At 61.4% G+C, this 14,767-nt stretch carries 15 protein-coding genes; 4 read left to right on the top strand and 11 right to left on the bottom strand.

All coding sequences use genetic code 11. The features are described 5' to 3' along the window. Positions 1–38 precede the first annotated feature (38 nt). The 4 genes from dxs to Mhypo_RS01715 form a co-directional block, all read right to left on the bottom strand. Complete coding sequence (gene dxs / locus Mhypo_RS01730; RefSeq protein ID WP_119339636.1) at positions 39–1,898, bottom strand: 1-deoxy-D-xylulose-5-phosphate synthase; 1,860 nt, start codon at positions 1,896–1,898, stop codon at positions 39–41. Between the two features lie 119 nt (positions 1,899–2,017). Further along, a complete protein-coding gene (locus tag Mhypo_RS01725) occupies positions 2,018–2,698 on the bottom strand; it encodes a hypothetical protein (RefSeq protein WP_119339635.1) in 681 nt (226 codons plus the stop codon). Positions 2,699–2,707: 9 nt separating this feature from the next. Continuing rightward, the gene (locus Mhypo_RS01720; protein ID WP_119339634.1) at positions 2,708–3,181 is read right to left on the bottom strand and encodes a hypothetical protein; all 474 of its coding nucleotides are present in this window, start codon (positions 3,179–3,181) and stop codon (positions 2,708–2,710) included. An 88-nt stretch (positions 3,182–3,269) separates the two neighbouring features. Further along, positions 3,270–3,722 (bottom strand): hypothetical protein, encoded by a 453-nt coding sequence (locus tag Mhypo_RS01715; protein ID WP_119339633.1) that lies wholly within the window; start codon positions 3,720–3,722, stop codon positions 3,270–3,272. Between the two features lie 214 nt (positions 3,723–3,936). On the opposite strand from Mhypo_RS01715, the gene Mhypo_RS01710 reads away from it, so the two are divergent. Beyond that, positions 3,937–4,278 (top strand): hypothetical protein, encoded by a 342-nt coding sequence (locus tag Mhypo_RS01710; RefSeq protein ID WP_119339632.1) that lies wholly within the window; start codon positions 3,937–3,939, stop codon positions 4,276–4,278. A gap of 95 nt (positions 4,279–4,373) precedes the next feature. On the opposite strand, the gene Mhypo_RS01705 is transcribed toward Mhypo_RS01710, so the two are convergent. Then, positions 4,374–5,036, bottom strand: coding sequence for a PspA/IM30 family protein (locus tag Mhypo_RS01705; RefSeq protein ID WP_119339631.1), 663 nt, complete (start codon positions 5,034–5,036; stop codon positions 4,374–4,376). 312 nt (positions 5,037–5,348) lie between these two features. Between Mhypo_RS01705 and Mhypo_RS01700 the strand changes: the two genes are divergently transcribed. Both Mhypo_RS01700 and Mhypo_RS01695 read left to right on the top strand, forming a co-directional pair. Continuing rightward, the gene (locus Mhypo_RS01700) at positions 5,349–6,359 is read left to right on the top strand and encodes a polyprenyl synthetase family protein (protein ID WP_119339630.1); all 1,011 of its coding nucleotides are present in this window, start codon (positions 5,349–5,351) and stop codon (positions 6,357–6,359) included. Between the two features lie 67 nt (positions 6,360–6,426). Then, positions 6,427–7,497 (top strand): LLM class flavin-dependent oxidoreductase, encoded by a 1,071-nt coding sequence (locus Mhypo_RS01695; protein WP_119339629.1) that lies wholly within the window; start codon positions 6,427–6,429, stop codon positions 7,495–7,497. Between the two features lie 115 nt (positions 7,498–7,612). On the opposite strand, the gene Mhypo_RS01690 is transcribed toward Mhypo_RS01695, so the two are convergent. From Mhypo_RS01690 to Mhypo_RS17875, 6 genes are all read right to left on the bottom strand, one after another. After that, the gene (locus Mhypo_RS01690; RefSeq protein ID WP_119339628.1) at positions 7,613–8,251 is read right to left on the bottom strand and encodes a hypothetical protein; all 639 of its coding nucleotides are present in this window, start codon (positions 8,249–8,251) and stop codon (positions 7,613–7,615) included. Positions 8,252–8,773: 522 nt separating this feature from the next. Next, complete coding sequence (locus Mhypo_RS01685; RefSeq protein ID WP_119339627.1) at positions 8,774–9,643, bottom strand: DMT family transporter; 870 nt, start codon at positions 9,641–9,643, stop codon at positions 8,774–8,776. A gap of 1 nt (position 9,644) precedes the next feature. Then, the gene (locus Mhypo_RS01680; RefSeq protein WP_119339626.1) at positions 9,645–9,971 is read right to left on the bottom strand and encodes an AzlD domain-containing protein; all 327 of its coding nucleotides are present in this window, start codon (positions 9,969–9,971) and stop codon (positions 9,645–9,647) included. Next, positions 9,968–10,681 (bottom strand): AzlC family ABC transporter permease, encoded by a 714-nt coding sequence (locus Mhypo_RS01675; RefSeq protein WP_119339625.1) that lies wholly within the window; start codon positions 10,679–10,681, stop codon positions 9,968–9,970. The genes Mhypo_RS01680 and Mhypo_RS01675 overlap by 4 nt, the downstream gene beginning before the upstream one ends. Beyond that, positions 10,672–11,886 carry a pyridoxal-phosphate dependent enzyme gene (locus Mhypo_RS01670; RefSeq protein ID WP_119339624.1) on the bottom strand — a complete coding sequence of 405 codons (1,215 nt, stop codon included), beginning with the start codon at positions 11,884–11,886 and terminating at the stop codon, positions 10,672–10,674. Before Mhypo_RS01670 ends, Mhypo_RS01675 begins: the two co-directional genes overlap by 10 nt. 45 nt (positions 11,887–11,931) lie before the next feature. After that, a complete protein-coding gene (locus tag Mhypo_RS17875) occupies positions 11,932–12,594 on the bottom strand; it encodes a GntR family transcriptional regulator (RefSeq protein WP_170148182.1) in 663 nt (220 codons plus the stop codon). A 255-nt stretch (positions 12,595–12,849) separates the two neighbouring features. Here Mhypo_RS17875 and Mhypo_RS01655 point away from each other — a divergent pair, with 255 nt between their 5' ends. Further along, positions 12,850–14,505, top strand: coding sequence for an HsdM family class I SAM-dependent methyltransferase (locus Mhypo_RS01655; protein WP_170148181.1), 1,656 nt, complete (start codon positions 12,850–12,852; stop codon positions 14,503–14,505). Positions 14,506–14,767: the final 262 nt, after the last annotated feature.

Here is a 14,767-nt window from a genome sequence, read left to right as displayed (position 1 = left end):
AGCGGCAACCTCTTTGAAGGGCGCGACTAAGGGAGCCCTCAGGCCCGGTGGGTAGCGGTCTTGATACCCACGCCCATCTCGGCCAAGGCCGCCCGGATGGCCTCGGCGTCAATGCCCGCCTCGTGGTGCATGCGGGGGATGGAGCCGTGGTCGAAAAAGCGGTCAGGTAGCCCTAGCACGCGAATATCGGGTTTCAGACCTAGTTCGTTAAAGGCTTCCAACACCGCGCTGCCAAAGCCCCCCATCCTCTGGTGGTCTTCGGTGGTGACCAGCTTATAGCCCTCCAGGGCCAGCCGCTCGAGCATCCCCTTATCGAGCGGCTTGATGAAGCGGGCGTTGATGACGCCCACCTCGGGGTTGTCCCCGGCGGCCTCGAGGGCGTACTTGAGGGTCTTGCCAAAGCTCAGGATGTAAGCCTCACGGCCCTCCTTGAGCACTTCCCACTTGCCCCATTCAATCTCGGGCCAAGCACCTTCAGGCGCTTTTTCCACGTTGTCGCGGGCGTAGCGGATGGCGATGGGAGCGCCCAGCGAAAGGGCTTTCTTGAGCATGGCCCGCAGTTCAAGGGCATCCTTGGGGGCGGCAATTTGCACATTGGGGATGGTGCGCAAGTAGGCAATGTCGAAAACCCCGTTGTGCGTAGCCCCATCGCCCCCCACAATCCCGGCCCGGTCCACCGCGAACACCACCGGCACATTTTCGATGGCAATGTCGTGAACAATTTGGTCAAAGGCTCGCTGCATGAAGGTGGAGTAAATCGCCAGCACCGGCTTCAGCCCCCGCAAGGCCATGCCCGCCGCCACCGTAGCCGCCACATCCTCGCAGATGCCTGTGTCCAGGTAGCGCTCGGGGTGGGTCTGGGAGTAGCGCACCAGGCCCGAGCCCTCGCGCATGGCCGGGGTAATCACGAAGAGTCTGGGTTCCTGGTAGGCCAGCTCGGTCACGGCATCGCCAAAGGCTGCCGACCAGGAGTAGCCCTTACTCACCTTGGTGGGGTTCTCCGGATTGAAGCCGGGGGGGCCGTGCCAGTAGATGGGGTCTTCCTCGGCCACCCCATAGCCTTTGCCTTTCTGGGTCACAATGTGCAGCAGGGTGGGACCATCGAGTTCCTTAATCTGCTCGAGGATGTGAATCAGACCCGGCAGGTCGTGCCCGTCCACCGGCCCCACATAGCGGATGCCCCAGGCGTAAAAGGGGTTTTCCTGGTGCAGCATGAGCTTGGCGGCCTCTTTGGCCCGGTCTACGAGGTTGAAGAGCTTAGGGGAGATGCCCTCCAGCACCTGCTTGCCCCATTTCTGGGTGTCCTGCACCCATTTCTTGGTCTGGTACTCCTTGAAATAGCGGTTCAGCGCCCCCACATTCTCCGAGATGGACATCTCGTTGTCGTTGAGGATCATCAGGAGCTTGGGTTTGCGCTCCCCGATTACGTTGAGGGCAGCCAGGGCCATTCCGCCCGTCAGGGCGCCGTCGCCAATAATGCCCACCACGTGATAGTTCTGGCCCAGCGTATCGCGGGCCATGGCCATACCCAGGGCGTTGGCCAGCGAGGTGGAGGCGTGGCCCACCGTAATGGCGTCGTGCTCGCTCTCCGAGACCTTGGTAAAGCCCGAGATGCCCCCTTCCTGGCGGATGGTGTGGATGACATCCTTGCGCCCGGTGAGGATTTTGTGGGCGTAGGCCTGGTGGCCCACGTCAAAAAGCAGGCGGTCGCGGGGAGAGTCAAACACCCTGTGCAGGGCCACAATGAGCTCCACCGCCCCCAGCGAGGAGGCCAGGTGGCCGCCGTTCTGGGCACACACCCGAATAATCTCGCTGCGTAGCTCTTCTGCTAGTTGCAGCAGCTCTTCCTGAGAGAGGGTTTTAAGGTCTTGGGGTTGGTTGACCTTTTGCAGAATCACAGATGCCTCCCAAAACGACCTGGCGATAACACGGTGGTTTGGCGCATATTGCTCTCAACTTTAGGGGTTTACAGGCCTGTTGCAGTACCCCAGAGAACAAAGGGGCAGGCTAAGGGGACCTATTTGAAGTTGCGGTCAACCAGCGAAAGTCCGCCCTGGTCGCTAAAATTCACCGAACTAAAAATTTCGCCCACCCCAGGGAAGAACCATAGCTCGAAGCTTTCACGCAGGTTGGGGTTGCGGGGGTCGCGGATCTCCCAGGCAATGCGAAAAACCTCGAAACTACCAGCCGGCACCGTCACATTGGACTTGCCCAGCACCGAATAGGTGTAGTCCAGCACCCGGTCGCTCACCCGGGTCACATTGTTGCCCGCTCGCAGCTCGATGACCTCGCGGGTCTGCCCACCCCAGCGGGCCCCGACCACGAGGTTGGCCTGGGGCGGATACTCTTGGATGGGCGGGGTGTAGCGGGTCACTTGCAGCCGATCGAAGTCTTCCATGCCTAAAAGCCGTACCCCGCTGGCGTCTACCTGGCGGTAGTAGGAGCGCTCGAGGCCCCGCCCGCTCAAGCGGTAGCGGATGGCCGGCTGGCCTTCAAAGGTGGTGGGGCCGATGACCGAAAGCCGCACCGGCGGGTCGCCAATGGAGGCCCGGGGCGGGAGATAGACCCAGTCCAGCCCCGGCTGAGAAGGGTAAAACCCCACCGGGCCTTGAATGATGGCGGTGTTGGTCTGGGGTTCAGTGGCACGCGGTGCGCAGGCCACCAAAAGTAGCAGGAGCAGTGGAGCGATTCGTCGCATCGCTTCAATTTACCTTCTGGCAGTGGCAGGCGGATGTAAAACCTCGCGCAATTCGATTAAGAACAAGGGCAGTTCGGCCAGGGCCGGGGGTTCTTCGATGCCCAAAACCAGCACCAGCTCGGCCCCCAGGCGCTCGAGGTACTCCACCCCCCGCTCGAAGCTCTGGTTTAGTTCGTGGTAGCGCGCCAGCAGGCGATCCCGGGTGGGGCCTTCGGTGCCCGGCTTGGCCAGAAAGTGCTCGAGTTCGGCCAGGCGCGGCAGCAGTTTGCGCAAATCCCGCCCATACTGCCGCACCTGTTTGAGCGGTTCGCGCAGGTGGGAAAGCCCCTGGCTCTGCTGCCTTATTTCGGCCAGGGCCAGTTCCAGCCGCTGGGCCTGTTCGCTTTGCGGCAGGGGCAGGCTGCGACCCGCACCCAAGGCCCAGGCCAAGAGCCCCACCACCAGCAACAGGAGCATCAACTCCAGCAACGCGATACCGGCCACCTTGTTTTCAGAATACGCCCCCTTCGCCCATACGCAAGTCCCACATCCCCAGGTAACCACAGCGCTCAGGGATCCACGCCCACAAACGCTAGGCCACCTCGTTGAGTGTTTCCAGCTCAAATAAGGGCTGCATGCCGCTTTTTTGTAGCCGCCGGTACCGCCGCAAGAGCTTTGGGTCGAGCCGCAGTGTTTCACATGGGGCCGTGGTTTTCGCCGAGCGCAGTTCAGCCAACATCTGGGCCACTTCGGACTCGCTAAGGCAGGCCGGCGGGGACTTGCGTAGGGTCGCTCGAGCGCGCACCCTGGGCGCCGCGCCCGACACCAGCCACGGCCCCAATAGGGGGTAGGCAGGGAGGGCATCCATTATCTGCGCCCGCCCCAGGAGCCTGTACCCTACCCAGGCCAGGCCCCCACCCAGCAAACCCAGCCCCAGCACCCAGCCCAGACCCCACGGTGCCAGCGTGAGGGAAGCCAGGCCCAGCCCTATAGCCAGCGCCAGGGCCAGCTTGCCTGCCTGCAGGTACCACGAGCTCCGGTACATGCTTGAACGATACCCACGGGTCGTCAGGGCAGCGTCTGCATAGCTTCGCGGGTAATCCAGCTCTACCCCCTGGCCGGGGTTTGCTCGAGTATTAAGAGCCCAGTTTAGCCACATTCGAACCAAAAGTAAGAAAATACGTCTGTTACAGATAAAAACGCCTTTTTGTCAGCCCGTTTTTTATCAAAAGATGACGCAACAGCCCTAATTTCTACACATGATTATGGGCATTTGCAAAGAAAAACGCCTGCGCGACGCGGCCATTGCCGCCTACCGGGCCGAGGCCCTGCAGGCCGGCGAGGCCTGGTACAAAAGCGTGGCCTATGAGGAACTGCGACGCATTTTCGGCGAGGAGTGGCTGGGCCTGGGGTATTTCCGGCTGGTGGAGATCTGCAGCGCCCGCGAGGTCACGGTGGAGGTGGATGGGGAGCTTTTCTCAGTGGCAGAGGTGAGCAGAGCCCCCGGTGAAGCCTTGGCTGTGGTGGTGCGCCACCTGCCCAGCGGGCAGGCGGTAGGCAGCCTGGCCCAGTTGGGCGAGGTGTTTCTGAGCCAGAGTTGACACTCAAAAGTTATCGAAGGCTTCGTAACCTGTAGAACGTTCGCACAAAACCCCCCGAGTCGATCGGGGGGTTTTGACTATGCCAAAGCCGCGGCTCAGGCTATGCCAAGCTCGCGCTTGAGGCGGGCCAGGTCGTCCTCGACTTCCTTGCTGCTGCCCAGGCTCTCGAGTTCCTTCTCGATGTTGTTCTTGTCCATCTCCGAGAGGGCTGCGTGCTTGTCTTCCATGGCCTCGATGCGGCGTTCCATGTCCTCGAAGGCTTCCACTGCGCTGTGGGTGTCCACCTTGGACTCGAACTTGCGCACCGTCTCGGCGGCCTCCACGCCCTTCTTGCGGGCAATCAGCAGGGCTTTCTTGGCCTCGGACTCCTGAATTTTGCCTTCCAGCGCCTTTAGCTGGGTGGTTAGCTGGTTAACCAGGGCCTGCTGCTGGGCCACCTGTTGGGCAAAGCCGTCGGAAAGGGCGTGGGCCTGCTGTTTGCGCTTTAGGGCTTCGCGGGCCAGGTCTTCGCGTTCGCTCCGGAGGGCCTCGGCAGCTTTTTGTTCCCAGGCCCGCACCTGTTCGGCGTAGTTTTGTTGCTCGCGCTCGAGCTTCTTCAACTCGGCCATGGCCTCCGCCACTTCCATCCGAGCATCCCGCAGCGTAGCCCGCATGTCTTCCAGGGCCTGTTCGATGATCTTTTCGGGGTCTTCGGCCCGCTTGATGAGGTCGTTGATGTTGGCCCGAATCAGGCGGGAAAGGCGATCAAGAATACCCATATTTGTGCCTCCTGTGGAGCTTTAGTGTAGCGCACCCATAGGGCGCACACAACCGCTGACAAACACCAAATGTTGGCGGGCTATGCTCACCCTTAGCGCAGGCCCTGCTGCCATTGCAAGATTATATGATACAAAGCGACGCAGATAATGTAAAGCGTAAATAGCAGAAAGGGCGGGGCAAGCTGCGCGAAACCAGGGCCAGCAGGCGTTGCATCCGCTCCTCACCTCTGGCAAAGAAATAAGCGGAGGCCAGCTCGTCCCTCGGCGACCCGGCTTTTTGCCCTCTGTGCGGTGTCGCCGTAGTATCTATCCATGACCGCAACCCTCTCCCCCGCTCAGGTACGCGCGGCGATTCAGCAATACCTTCTGGACGCCCTGCCCAACCCCGAGGCCGCCAGGCGACCCGAACTGGCCCTGTACGCCCGGATGCTGCGCGACTACCCCGAGCGCGGCGGCAAGATGCTGCGCGGGATGCTTTTGGTCTATACCGGGCTGGCCTATGGGGCCGAGGTCAAGCAACTCCTGCCTGTTGCGGCGGCCCTCGAGCTCTTCCAGAACTGGGCCCTGATCCACGACGACATCGAGGACGCCTCCGACGAACGGCGGGGCAAGCCCGCTTTGCACAAGGTGTATGGGGTTCCGCTGGCCCTGAACGCCGGCGACGCACTGCACGCCAAACAGTGGGCCCTGCTCATCGAGGCCGGGGTCTCGCAGGCCGTGCTGCTGGAGTTTGTCCGGCTGGTGGAGCTCACAGCCCAGGGGCAGCACCTCGAGATGACCTGGATGGAGCACCAGCGCTTCGATCTGCAGGAAGCCGACTACCTGGAAATGGTGGGGCAGAAGGCCGCCTACTACACCGCCGTGGCCCCCCTGCGGCTGGGCGCCCTGGCCGCCGGTGTGGAACCCCCTGCTGTTTTTGAAGGGGCTGGCATGAAGCTGGGCATCGGGTTTCAGATTGTGGACGACGTGCTCAACCTGGTAGGCGACCCGGCCAAGTACGGCAAGGAGATTGCTGGGGATTTGTGGGAGGGCAAGCGCACCCTGATCTTGCTACACTACCTGCAAAATGCGTCTGCAGACGAGCGGACACGGGCCGAGCGCTTGCTTTGCATTTCCAGAGAAGAAAAACCGGCCCCAGAGGTGGCCTGGCTGCACCAGCGGCTCTTGCAATCGGGCGCGGTGGCCTATGCCCAGGCCACGGCTGAACAAATGCTGACCGAAGGACTGGGCATGCTCGAGCCCGTCTTGCGGACAGCCCCCAAGGCGGCCATCGGAGCGATGGTTCTGGAGGTACTGCAAAGCCTGGTTCGGCGTGAAGCGTGAAAGCCCCGTGCGGCCAACGTGTTCTGGCTCAGGGTTTATTTCGCTATAAATAGTATAGTGCTTTTTCATGGAGCCTTCGCCTTTTGAGCTCGGGTTGTATACCTTCGTCGAAAACACCCCCGACCCCTACACCGGGCTGCTGCAAGACCCGGCACAACGCATGAAAGACCTGCTCGAGACCGCCGAGCTGGCCGACCAGGTGGGCCTGGATGTGTTTGCGGTGGGCGAACACCACCGCGAAGAGTACCTCGCAAGCGCCCCCACCGTCATCCTGGCGGCCATTGCCACCCGCACCCGGCGCATCCGCCTCTCCAGCGCCGTCACGGTGCTCAGTTCCGACGACCCGGTGCGGGTTTTCCAGCAGTTCGCCACCCTCGACCTGCTCTCGGGGGGCCGGGCCGAGATCATGGCCGGACGCGGCTCGTTCATCGAGTCATTTCCCCTGTTTGGCTACGATTTAGACGATTACAACGAGCTGTTCGAAGAGAAGCTGGGGCTCCTCCTGCAAATCCGCGCCCAGGAGCGCGTCACCTGGAGCGGAAAGCACCGCCCCGCCATCCAGGGCCAGCCCATCTACCCGCGCCCGGTGCAGAATCCGCTGCCGGTGTGGGTGGCGGTGGGCGGCACCCCGACCTCGGTGGTGCGGGCCGCCCGCCTGGGCCTGCCCATGGCCCTGGCCATCATCGGCGGCCTGCCCGAGCGCTTCGCTCCCCTTCTGGAGCTCTACCGCCAGACCGCCCGCCAGCTAGACCTGCCTCCCCAGCCCCTCTCCATCAATGCCCACGGCTTCATTGCCGACGACCCCAAAGAGGCCCTCGAGCTCTCCTATGCCACCAGCAGCCCGGTCATGAACCGCATCGGGCGCGAACGCGGCTGGCCTCCTCAAAGCCGCGCCCAGTACGAGGCCGGCACCAACCTGCGCGGGGCGCTTTTTGTGGGCCACCCCGAGCAGATCATCGAGAAAATCCTCTACCAACACCAGATCTTCGGCCACCAGCGCTTCTTGCTGCAACTGAGCGTGGGCACCGTGCCCCACGCCAAGATGATGCGGGCCATCGAGCTTTTCGGGACAGAGGTCGCGCCAGTGGTGCGGCGGGAAATTGCAAAGCGGGCGGCGCCATCGCTCACGGCCTCCTGAAAGCCGCCCGACCGCTCGTGCCTCTGCGTCGAGGATATGCTCTCATCCGAGAAGCTATCTGCATGGGCTAAAAGATGCAAGCAGAGTGCGCTTTGGCAAACAACCCCCAGATGCTTTATTGCCCCTTCAAAGCGATGCGGAAATGGGGCAGGGAGGGCTTACCGCCCGATGATCGAAAAAGTGCGAGCAGTTTTGTTGGGCGGCCCGGTGTCTGGAGTTTGTTCTGCGGATCGCCGAAGCGCAGGACGTTCGCAAACCCCCCCGCTGGCGGCACACTCGTGTAGCGGTCTTTGAAGGAAGCGTCGGCCAACGACAGCGTATTGCCGTCGGCGTCGAGGAGTTGCACCCTATCCAGCCCACTTCCGTACATGCTGGCTGGCTGCTTGCCGAGGTTGCGCACTTCGACGCGAACCGCGTAACCCTCACCGCGCCCAAAGGGGTTGGCGATTGGCTGCACCTCCGACACGCGAATCCGCCAGGTGCCATTGCTAATCCATTCACCTTCCACGCCCTCCACAGCCTCCACCTGCAGCCGCCCGCCCACCGGGATGAACTGGACCGACCAGCCATCTGGGCGGCGCGTGACCTCAGCGCCCGCCTTCTGAAGCGCCTCGGTCGAGATGTAGACTTTGCCGCCGGACTGAAGAACGTCTGAGGTTCGCACACCGTTGAGCAAGACCACCACACCCTGCGCACCCCAGACAATGGTCGTAGCAGCCAGGGCCAGAACCAGAAGCACCGCCGTTCGCCTCATATAACCACCTCCGCACTCTGGGCATTTTGACGCCTTCAGGCCCCGCCAGAGTGTGGAGGGAGGCCCGCAGGATTCCGATTCCAACCCCCCGCCATCCCCTGGCAGTTGATGTGGGCGCTTTTTATAGATCTCATACCAGATTCGGTTAGTTCGTCACCAAAGGGTGACGAACTAACCCGACCGAAGGGAGACGCTTTCTTCGCCGACCGACAGGGAGGGGTGTGCTCTAGGATTCAAAAAGACAGCCTCTGGTGTTTTTGGTTTTGTAAACTGTCTTTTTGAATCCGGTATCATACAGAGCCCCCACGGTTGCTCACTTACCAACGCCAGATGCAACCCACGCTGCAAAGCAACAGGGCCAGGCTGAGGGCAGGCGTGTTTAGAGTGTAGCAAAATTTGCCCGGGCCGGGCAGGTTCGCTTTCATACCAAAGCTGCTGGGTTTTTGCGAAGGTTTCTATGCGACCCCTGCAGGGTGGCTACCCGACGACGAACCGGGAAGCACCCGTGCTTTGGCCTATCTTTTACCGCCGCACCACCAATGCCACCCCTACCGCCGCCAACCCCATGCCCAGCAGGGCCCACCCCCCCAGCCGCTCACCAAACAAAAAATAGGCTTCCAGCGCGGTAGCGGGCGGCACCAGGTAGAACAGGCTGGCTACCGTGCTGGCCGAGTTGTGGCGGATCAGGTACATCAGGAGCAAAATAGCCCCGACCGAGAGCACCAGAACCAGCCAGACCAGGGCAAACACAAACGGCTGGGTCCACTGGATTTGCATGGTCTCGCGGAACAGCAAGCTCATTACAAAAAGCCCCACCGAGGCCGCGATATACTGCACCACCGTCCCCCCCACCAGGGGCATCTGCACCGCAAAGCGCTTCTGGTAGAGGGTGCCCAGGGTGGTGCAGAGCAAAGCCAGCACAATGGCCACAAAAGCTGGGGGCTCAATAGAGAGCAGGCGGGCCGAGAGGGCTTTCTCCCCTACTACCAGCCCCACCCCCGCAAAGCCCAGCAACAGACCGACCCACTGCACCCTGCTCACCCGCTCACGGAGCAAAAACTGCGCCAGAATGGCGGTCAGGATAGGCTGCAAGCCCACAATCAGCGCCGAGAGGCCCGCCGGGAGACCCCTCGAGATCGCAAAGAACACCCCGCCCAGGTAGCCCGTGTGCAGCAAGAGTCCCGAGATGCCAATATGCAGGTTCAGCACCCAGCCACGGGGCCAGGGGGAGCGTAGCAAGGCTGCTAGGCCTGTCAACAGCCCCACCACGATGACCATCCTCACCCATAAAAAGGTGAAGGGCTCGGCGTAGGGCAGGCCCAGCTTGGCCCCCACAAAGCCGGTGCTCCACAGGAGCACAAACAGGATGGGGGCCAGGGTAGAAAGCTGCACCCTAAACCCCCATCCATTGCAAAAGCCACAAAGCCCCCATGCCCACCAAAAGCGTGAGCAAGATGTTGCGGAAGCGCCAGGCCGCCAGGGCTGCAATAACTCCGGCCAACAAGCGCTCATTGTCGAGCCCTATAGCCCACTGGCCGCCCGGGGCCAGCAGGGCCGGAAACACCAGGCCGGCCAGGGTAGCGGCGGGTACGTAGCGCAGGGCTTGTTGCAGATTGGGTGGTAGCTGAAAGCGCTCCAGCATCACCAGCGGCCCGTAGCGCAGCGCAAAAGCAATCAGGGTCATGCCCAGCAGGGTGATCCAGAGCTCGAGGTCGCTCATTCCCGCCCCGCTCCCATCCGGTTCTCCAGCCATACACCGGCCCCAATGCCCACCAGTGCCCCAATAAAAAGCCCCGAGCGATAGGGCAGGCCGATCAGGGCCGTAGACACCAGGCCCCCCACCAGGGCCGCCGCCAGGCTGGGGCGGTCGTGCACCGCCGGCACCAGCAGCACCAGAAAACACAGCGGCACCGCAAAGTCCAGCGCCCAGGCCTCGGGCAAGCGCGCCCCCAGCAGCGCGCCCAGGTAGGTAGCGACCACCCAGTTTAGCCACAGCAACACACCTATACCCAGATAAAACCAGGGGGTGAGCCTTGGGCCCAGCACCCCGTACTGGTTCAGGGCCAGGGCGAAGTTCTGATCCACCATCAGGAAAGCCGCCAGTATTTTCATGCGCCCAGACAGGGTTTCTAGGGGCCGGGCCAGCGCGCTGCTGTACATGATGTAGCGCAGGTTCACCACCAGGGTGGCCAGCCACACGAAGAAGATGGAGGCCCCCGCCCCCATCAGCTGCAGGGCCACCAACTGGGCCGCCCCGGCGAACACCAGCACTGACATTACGGTCACTTCCACTGCACTCAAGCCCACCTTCACGCCCGCGATGCCGGTGACCAGGCCAAAGGGCACGATGCCTACCGCAATGGGCAGCGAGACCAGCACACCCCGCCAGAAAGCCGCCTGGGGTGTGGGGGGAAGGGCGTTTACAGCCATAATTTCATCTGCTCCTCGGTCAGGTTGCCCCCACACAGAACGGTAGCCACCCTTCGCCCTTTGAACTGGGTGTGGGTTAGGAGGGCCGCAATACCCACCGCGCCGGAGGGCTCCAAAACCAGCCCCAGGTGCTGGTGCACCAGCCGCATGGCCTGCAGGATGGTGGCGTCTTCGACCAGCAGTACCTCGTCTATCAACCCCTCGAGGTCTTCCAGGGCTTCGGGTATCGGGAGCCGCACCCCGATGCCGTCGGCAATGGTAGCAATGGAAGGGGCCTGCACCAGGGTTCCGCTTCGCCAGGAACGCTCCATAGCCGGGGCTCCAGCGGCGCTCACCCCCACCAGGCGGATCTCGGGCGCCTGGGCCTTGACCCAGCGGGCTATGCCAGCCAGCATGGCGCCGTTGCCCAGGGGAATCAGCAGGGCATCGAAGGGCTTGGGGTAGCGCAGCAGCTCCAGGCCCATCGTACCTGCACCCTCGCTGAATTCCACATCCTTGCCATCTTCGACAAAGGTCAGGCTGCGCTCTGCAGCATAGGCCTTGGCTGCAAGCTTGGCCGCATCGAAGTCTTCACCTACCAGGTGAACCTCGGCGCCCAGGGCCTGCATCCGGGCGACTTTGAGCGGGTTGGCATTGATCGAGGCAAAAACGGTTGGCTTGACACCACGCTTGCGGGCCGCGTAGGCCATCCCCTGTCCGAAGTTGCCCGCCGAGGCACAGATCACCTCCTTCAGGCTGGGGTTGCGCACAAAGAAATACTCGGCCCCACGGCCTTTGAAAGAGCGAATGGGGTTAAGGGTTTCCACCTTGACCACGAGTTCGACGCCCAGCACCTGGCTTAAGGTTTCGGCAGAGAATTGGGGGGTGTTGAGAAAGACCGGGTCAATGCTGCGGGCGGCTTGCTGGATGTTTTCCAGCTTCAGCCGGTGCCCGGGATCGGATGGGCCAAGGGCCGTTCGTACATAGCCAGAGCTGTTGGTTTCGGGGGTCAGAAAGCCGCGTTCGCACAGTTCGCTGCACAACAAGGCCCAGTCCTCGAAGGTGTGCCAGGCGTTCAGGAGGGTCTTGATTTGCGTCCCGTTGTAGCTTTGACCTGCCTGAAATTTTGCAGCCAGGTATTCGGCTACTGCCGTTTTCTCAGCAGACCTGGTAGGCCAGCGCGTCACTTGAGCAAGGTCGTTGAGCAGGTGTTTGATGGCATTCATGGGCAGGACTCCCGAGAAGGACGAACCCTCCGCGATGGTTTGGTCTTAGGGCCGTCCTTTCAGGCGGGCCAGGGCGCCCTGGAAATGGCGATACAAGCGTCGTTCGGCCTGCCGAACATCCCCCTCAACCACCGCTTCGATAATTCCAGCGTGCTCCTCTACCGAGACCAGCCCCAGTTTGGGGCTGCCAAAGTAGGCGAGCTCGAGGCGGTGGTGCTTCACCCGCAACCCCTGGATGATGTCGATTAGCTCGAGGTTACCGCAGGGGCGAACATACACATCGTGGAAGGCCGAATCGGCCTCGACCGCTCCAGGGATATCGCCCTTTTTGAGCGCGGCCTTGAGGCGGGCGTTGGCCTCCCGCATAGCGCTCAGGTGGGCTTTGCTCAGATGGGGGAATGAAAGCTTCAGGGCCATGCTGTCCAGCGCCGCACGGATCGGATAAATCTGTTCGGCCTCGTCCAGGTCAACCGGCCTGACCCGCGTCCAGCGGTTCTTGGCGGTCTCGACCAGACCCTCGTCCTCCAGGCGGCGCAGGGCTTCGCGCACGGGGGTGCGGCTCACGCCCAGGCGCTCCGCGAGTTGCTGGTCGCGCAACTGCTCCCCGGGTTCCAGGATTCCCTGTACGATCCAGTCGCGCAGTTGCTGGTAAACCGACTCCCGCAGGATAGGGCGCTGGAGGGTTGGGACAAATTCCGGCACAGGCATGTTCACCTCTTCAAGGAATCTGTCAGCTACGAAAAAGATTGGCCGCCAGGGATTGCTCCACATCGTCGGCCATAGCACGACACTTGCCGATAGCTTCTTTTCTTCCAGAGGATTCTTATCTCCACGAGGTTCACCAGTGAGATGTAATATATCACACACCGGATTCTGCCAAGCAAAACCTGGCCCGCAGGTTTTTTCTACCCATTGTCCTGGCCGATTGGCCATATTCTACCTCGTAGTGATAGGCTGAGTTTTGTGGCCTTTAGACTTCCTGAAAGCCCATCTGGAGAGGCTGCCAAGGCTTTAGGAGCCTACTATACCGACCAAACCATCGCCGGCTTCTTGGTGCGCTGGGCAATTCGCACGCCGAACGATTCGGTTCTGGACCCCTCATTTGGCGGAGGTGTTTTTCTACAGGCTGCTGTCCAAAGACTGGAACAACTAGGTGGCAACCCCCGAAACCAAATCTTCGGGGTCGAAATTGACCCGCAGGCACACGCGCGCACCCGGCTGGTTCTGGAACACAGTGGAATTCGCCCATCCAATCTTATTTTGGGCGATTTTTTCGACCTGTTGCCAGGCCAGATACCCTCGCTCACTGCTGTTGTGGGCAATCCGCCGTTCATTCGTTACCAGCGCTTCACTGGCGAGGGGCGAGCCAGGGCGATGGCCCGGGCATCTTCGGAAGGCCTCGCACTCAGTATGTTATCTAGTTCATGGGCTCCTTTTCTTGTGCACTCCGTGGCGATGCTCTGTGGCGGCGGGCGCCTGGGTATGGTAATTCCCATGGAGCTTGGGCACGCTGCTTATGCGCGGCCGCTGCTCGCATACCTGGCCCGAAGTTTTGACCAGATTGCTTTTCTCACCTTCAGAAAAAAGCTTTTCCCGAGCCTGAGCCAGGACACACTCCTTTTGCTTGCCGAGGGCAAAGGTGGTAAGACTGCTCACTTCCATTTGCTGGATTTGGAAAAACCTTCCGATTTGAACAACCTCGACCCTGCCTTTGAAAGGCAAAGCATCGAAGCGCAGGCATTAACTTCGGGCCGGCAAAGAATCATCGAATACTTCCTCCCACCAAAGGCCAGAGCGCTGTACCGTGAGTTGAGCCATTCCCAGCAGACCCAGCGCCTAGGCGAGCTGGCCGATGTGGGGATCGGCTATGTGACGGGCAACAACAGCTTCTTCCATTTGAGTCCTTGGCAGGTGGCCAAGTGGGGCATTTCATCAAGGTACCTTAAGCCCGCGGTTCGTAGGGCTCGAGGTTTATCGGGCCTGAGGTTTACCCAATCGGATTGGGAAGGGGGGCTGTTGCGTGGCGATAGTGGCTACCTGTTGCACATCACCGGCAAGAACGATCTGCCCCTGGAGTTGCAAGCCTACCTGGCTTACGGCGAATCCGAAGGTACGCACCAGGCCCACAAATGCCGGGTTCGTGACCCCTGGTATGCCGTACCCTACGTCTACCAGCCGGACGCTTTTCTCACCTACATGAGCGGTGAATATCCGCGTCTGGTAGCCAATGAAGCGCATGTAGTGGCCCCAAATAGCCTGCACATTTTGCGCTTGCGTTCAACCAGCCCCCTGGGCGCAGCCGGCCTGGCCTGCTTATGGCAAACCTCCCTCACCCGATTGAGCGCTGAAATTGAAGGTCATGCTCTGGGGGGCGGGATGCTCAAAGTCGAGCCGAGAGAAGCTGAAAAAGTGGTGCTGGCAGCTCCAAACCTGCCCCTGGATGCGCTCGATGCCCTCTTAGCCGAGCTGGATTCGTTGTTACGCATAGGCCGTGCAGAAGCCGCCCAAGATCTGGCGGATGATATTATCCTCATCCAGGGTCTTGGGCTAACCCGGGCAGAACAGCGCCTGTTGCGCAGTGCGGCGAATGTGCTCAAAGAGCGCCGGTCTGCCAGGTAGTACCGGATTCGGTTGGTTCGTTACCGAACGGTAACGAACCAACCCCACCGAAGTTATCCGCGTAGCGGAGGGCGATACCGCCCCTTGGAAGGGTGAGGTTTTTTTCGCCGACCGTTCGGGAGGGGTGTGCTCAAGGGTTCAAAAAAGACAACCTACAGAGCGCTCCTCACAAAGATCGAGCCTCCCAGGGTAAGGAGTCCTTTGTCCCAGACAGAACAGTTGCCGCTCATCCGGGCGGCAACGTCTGCGAAGGGCGCTCTAA

The organism is Meiothermus hypogaeus (assembly GCF_003574035.1).
GTDB classification, from domain to species: Bacteria; Deinococcota; Deinococci; order Deinococcales; family Thermaceae; genus Meiothermus; species Meiothermus hypogaeus.
The sequence above is the reverse complement of the archived record's forward strand: the minus strand, read 5'-3'. Positions and strand labels throughout refer to the sequence as shown.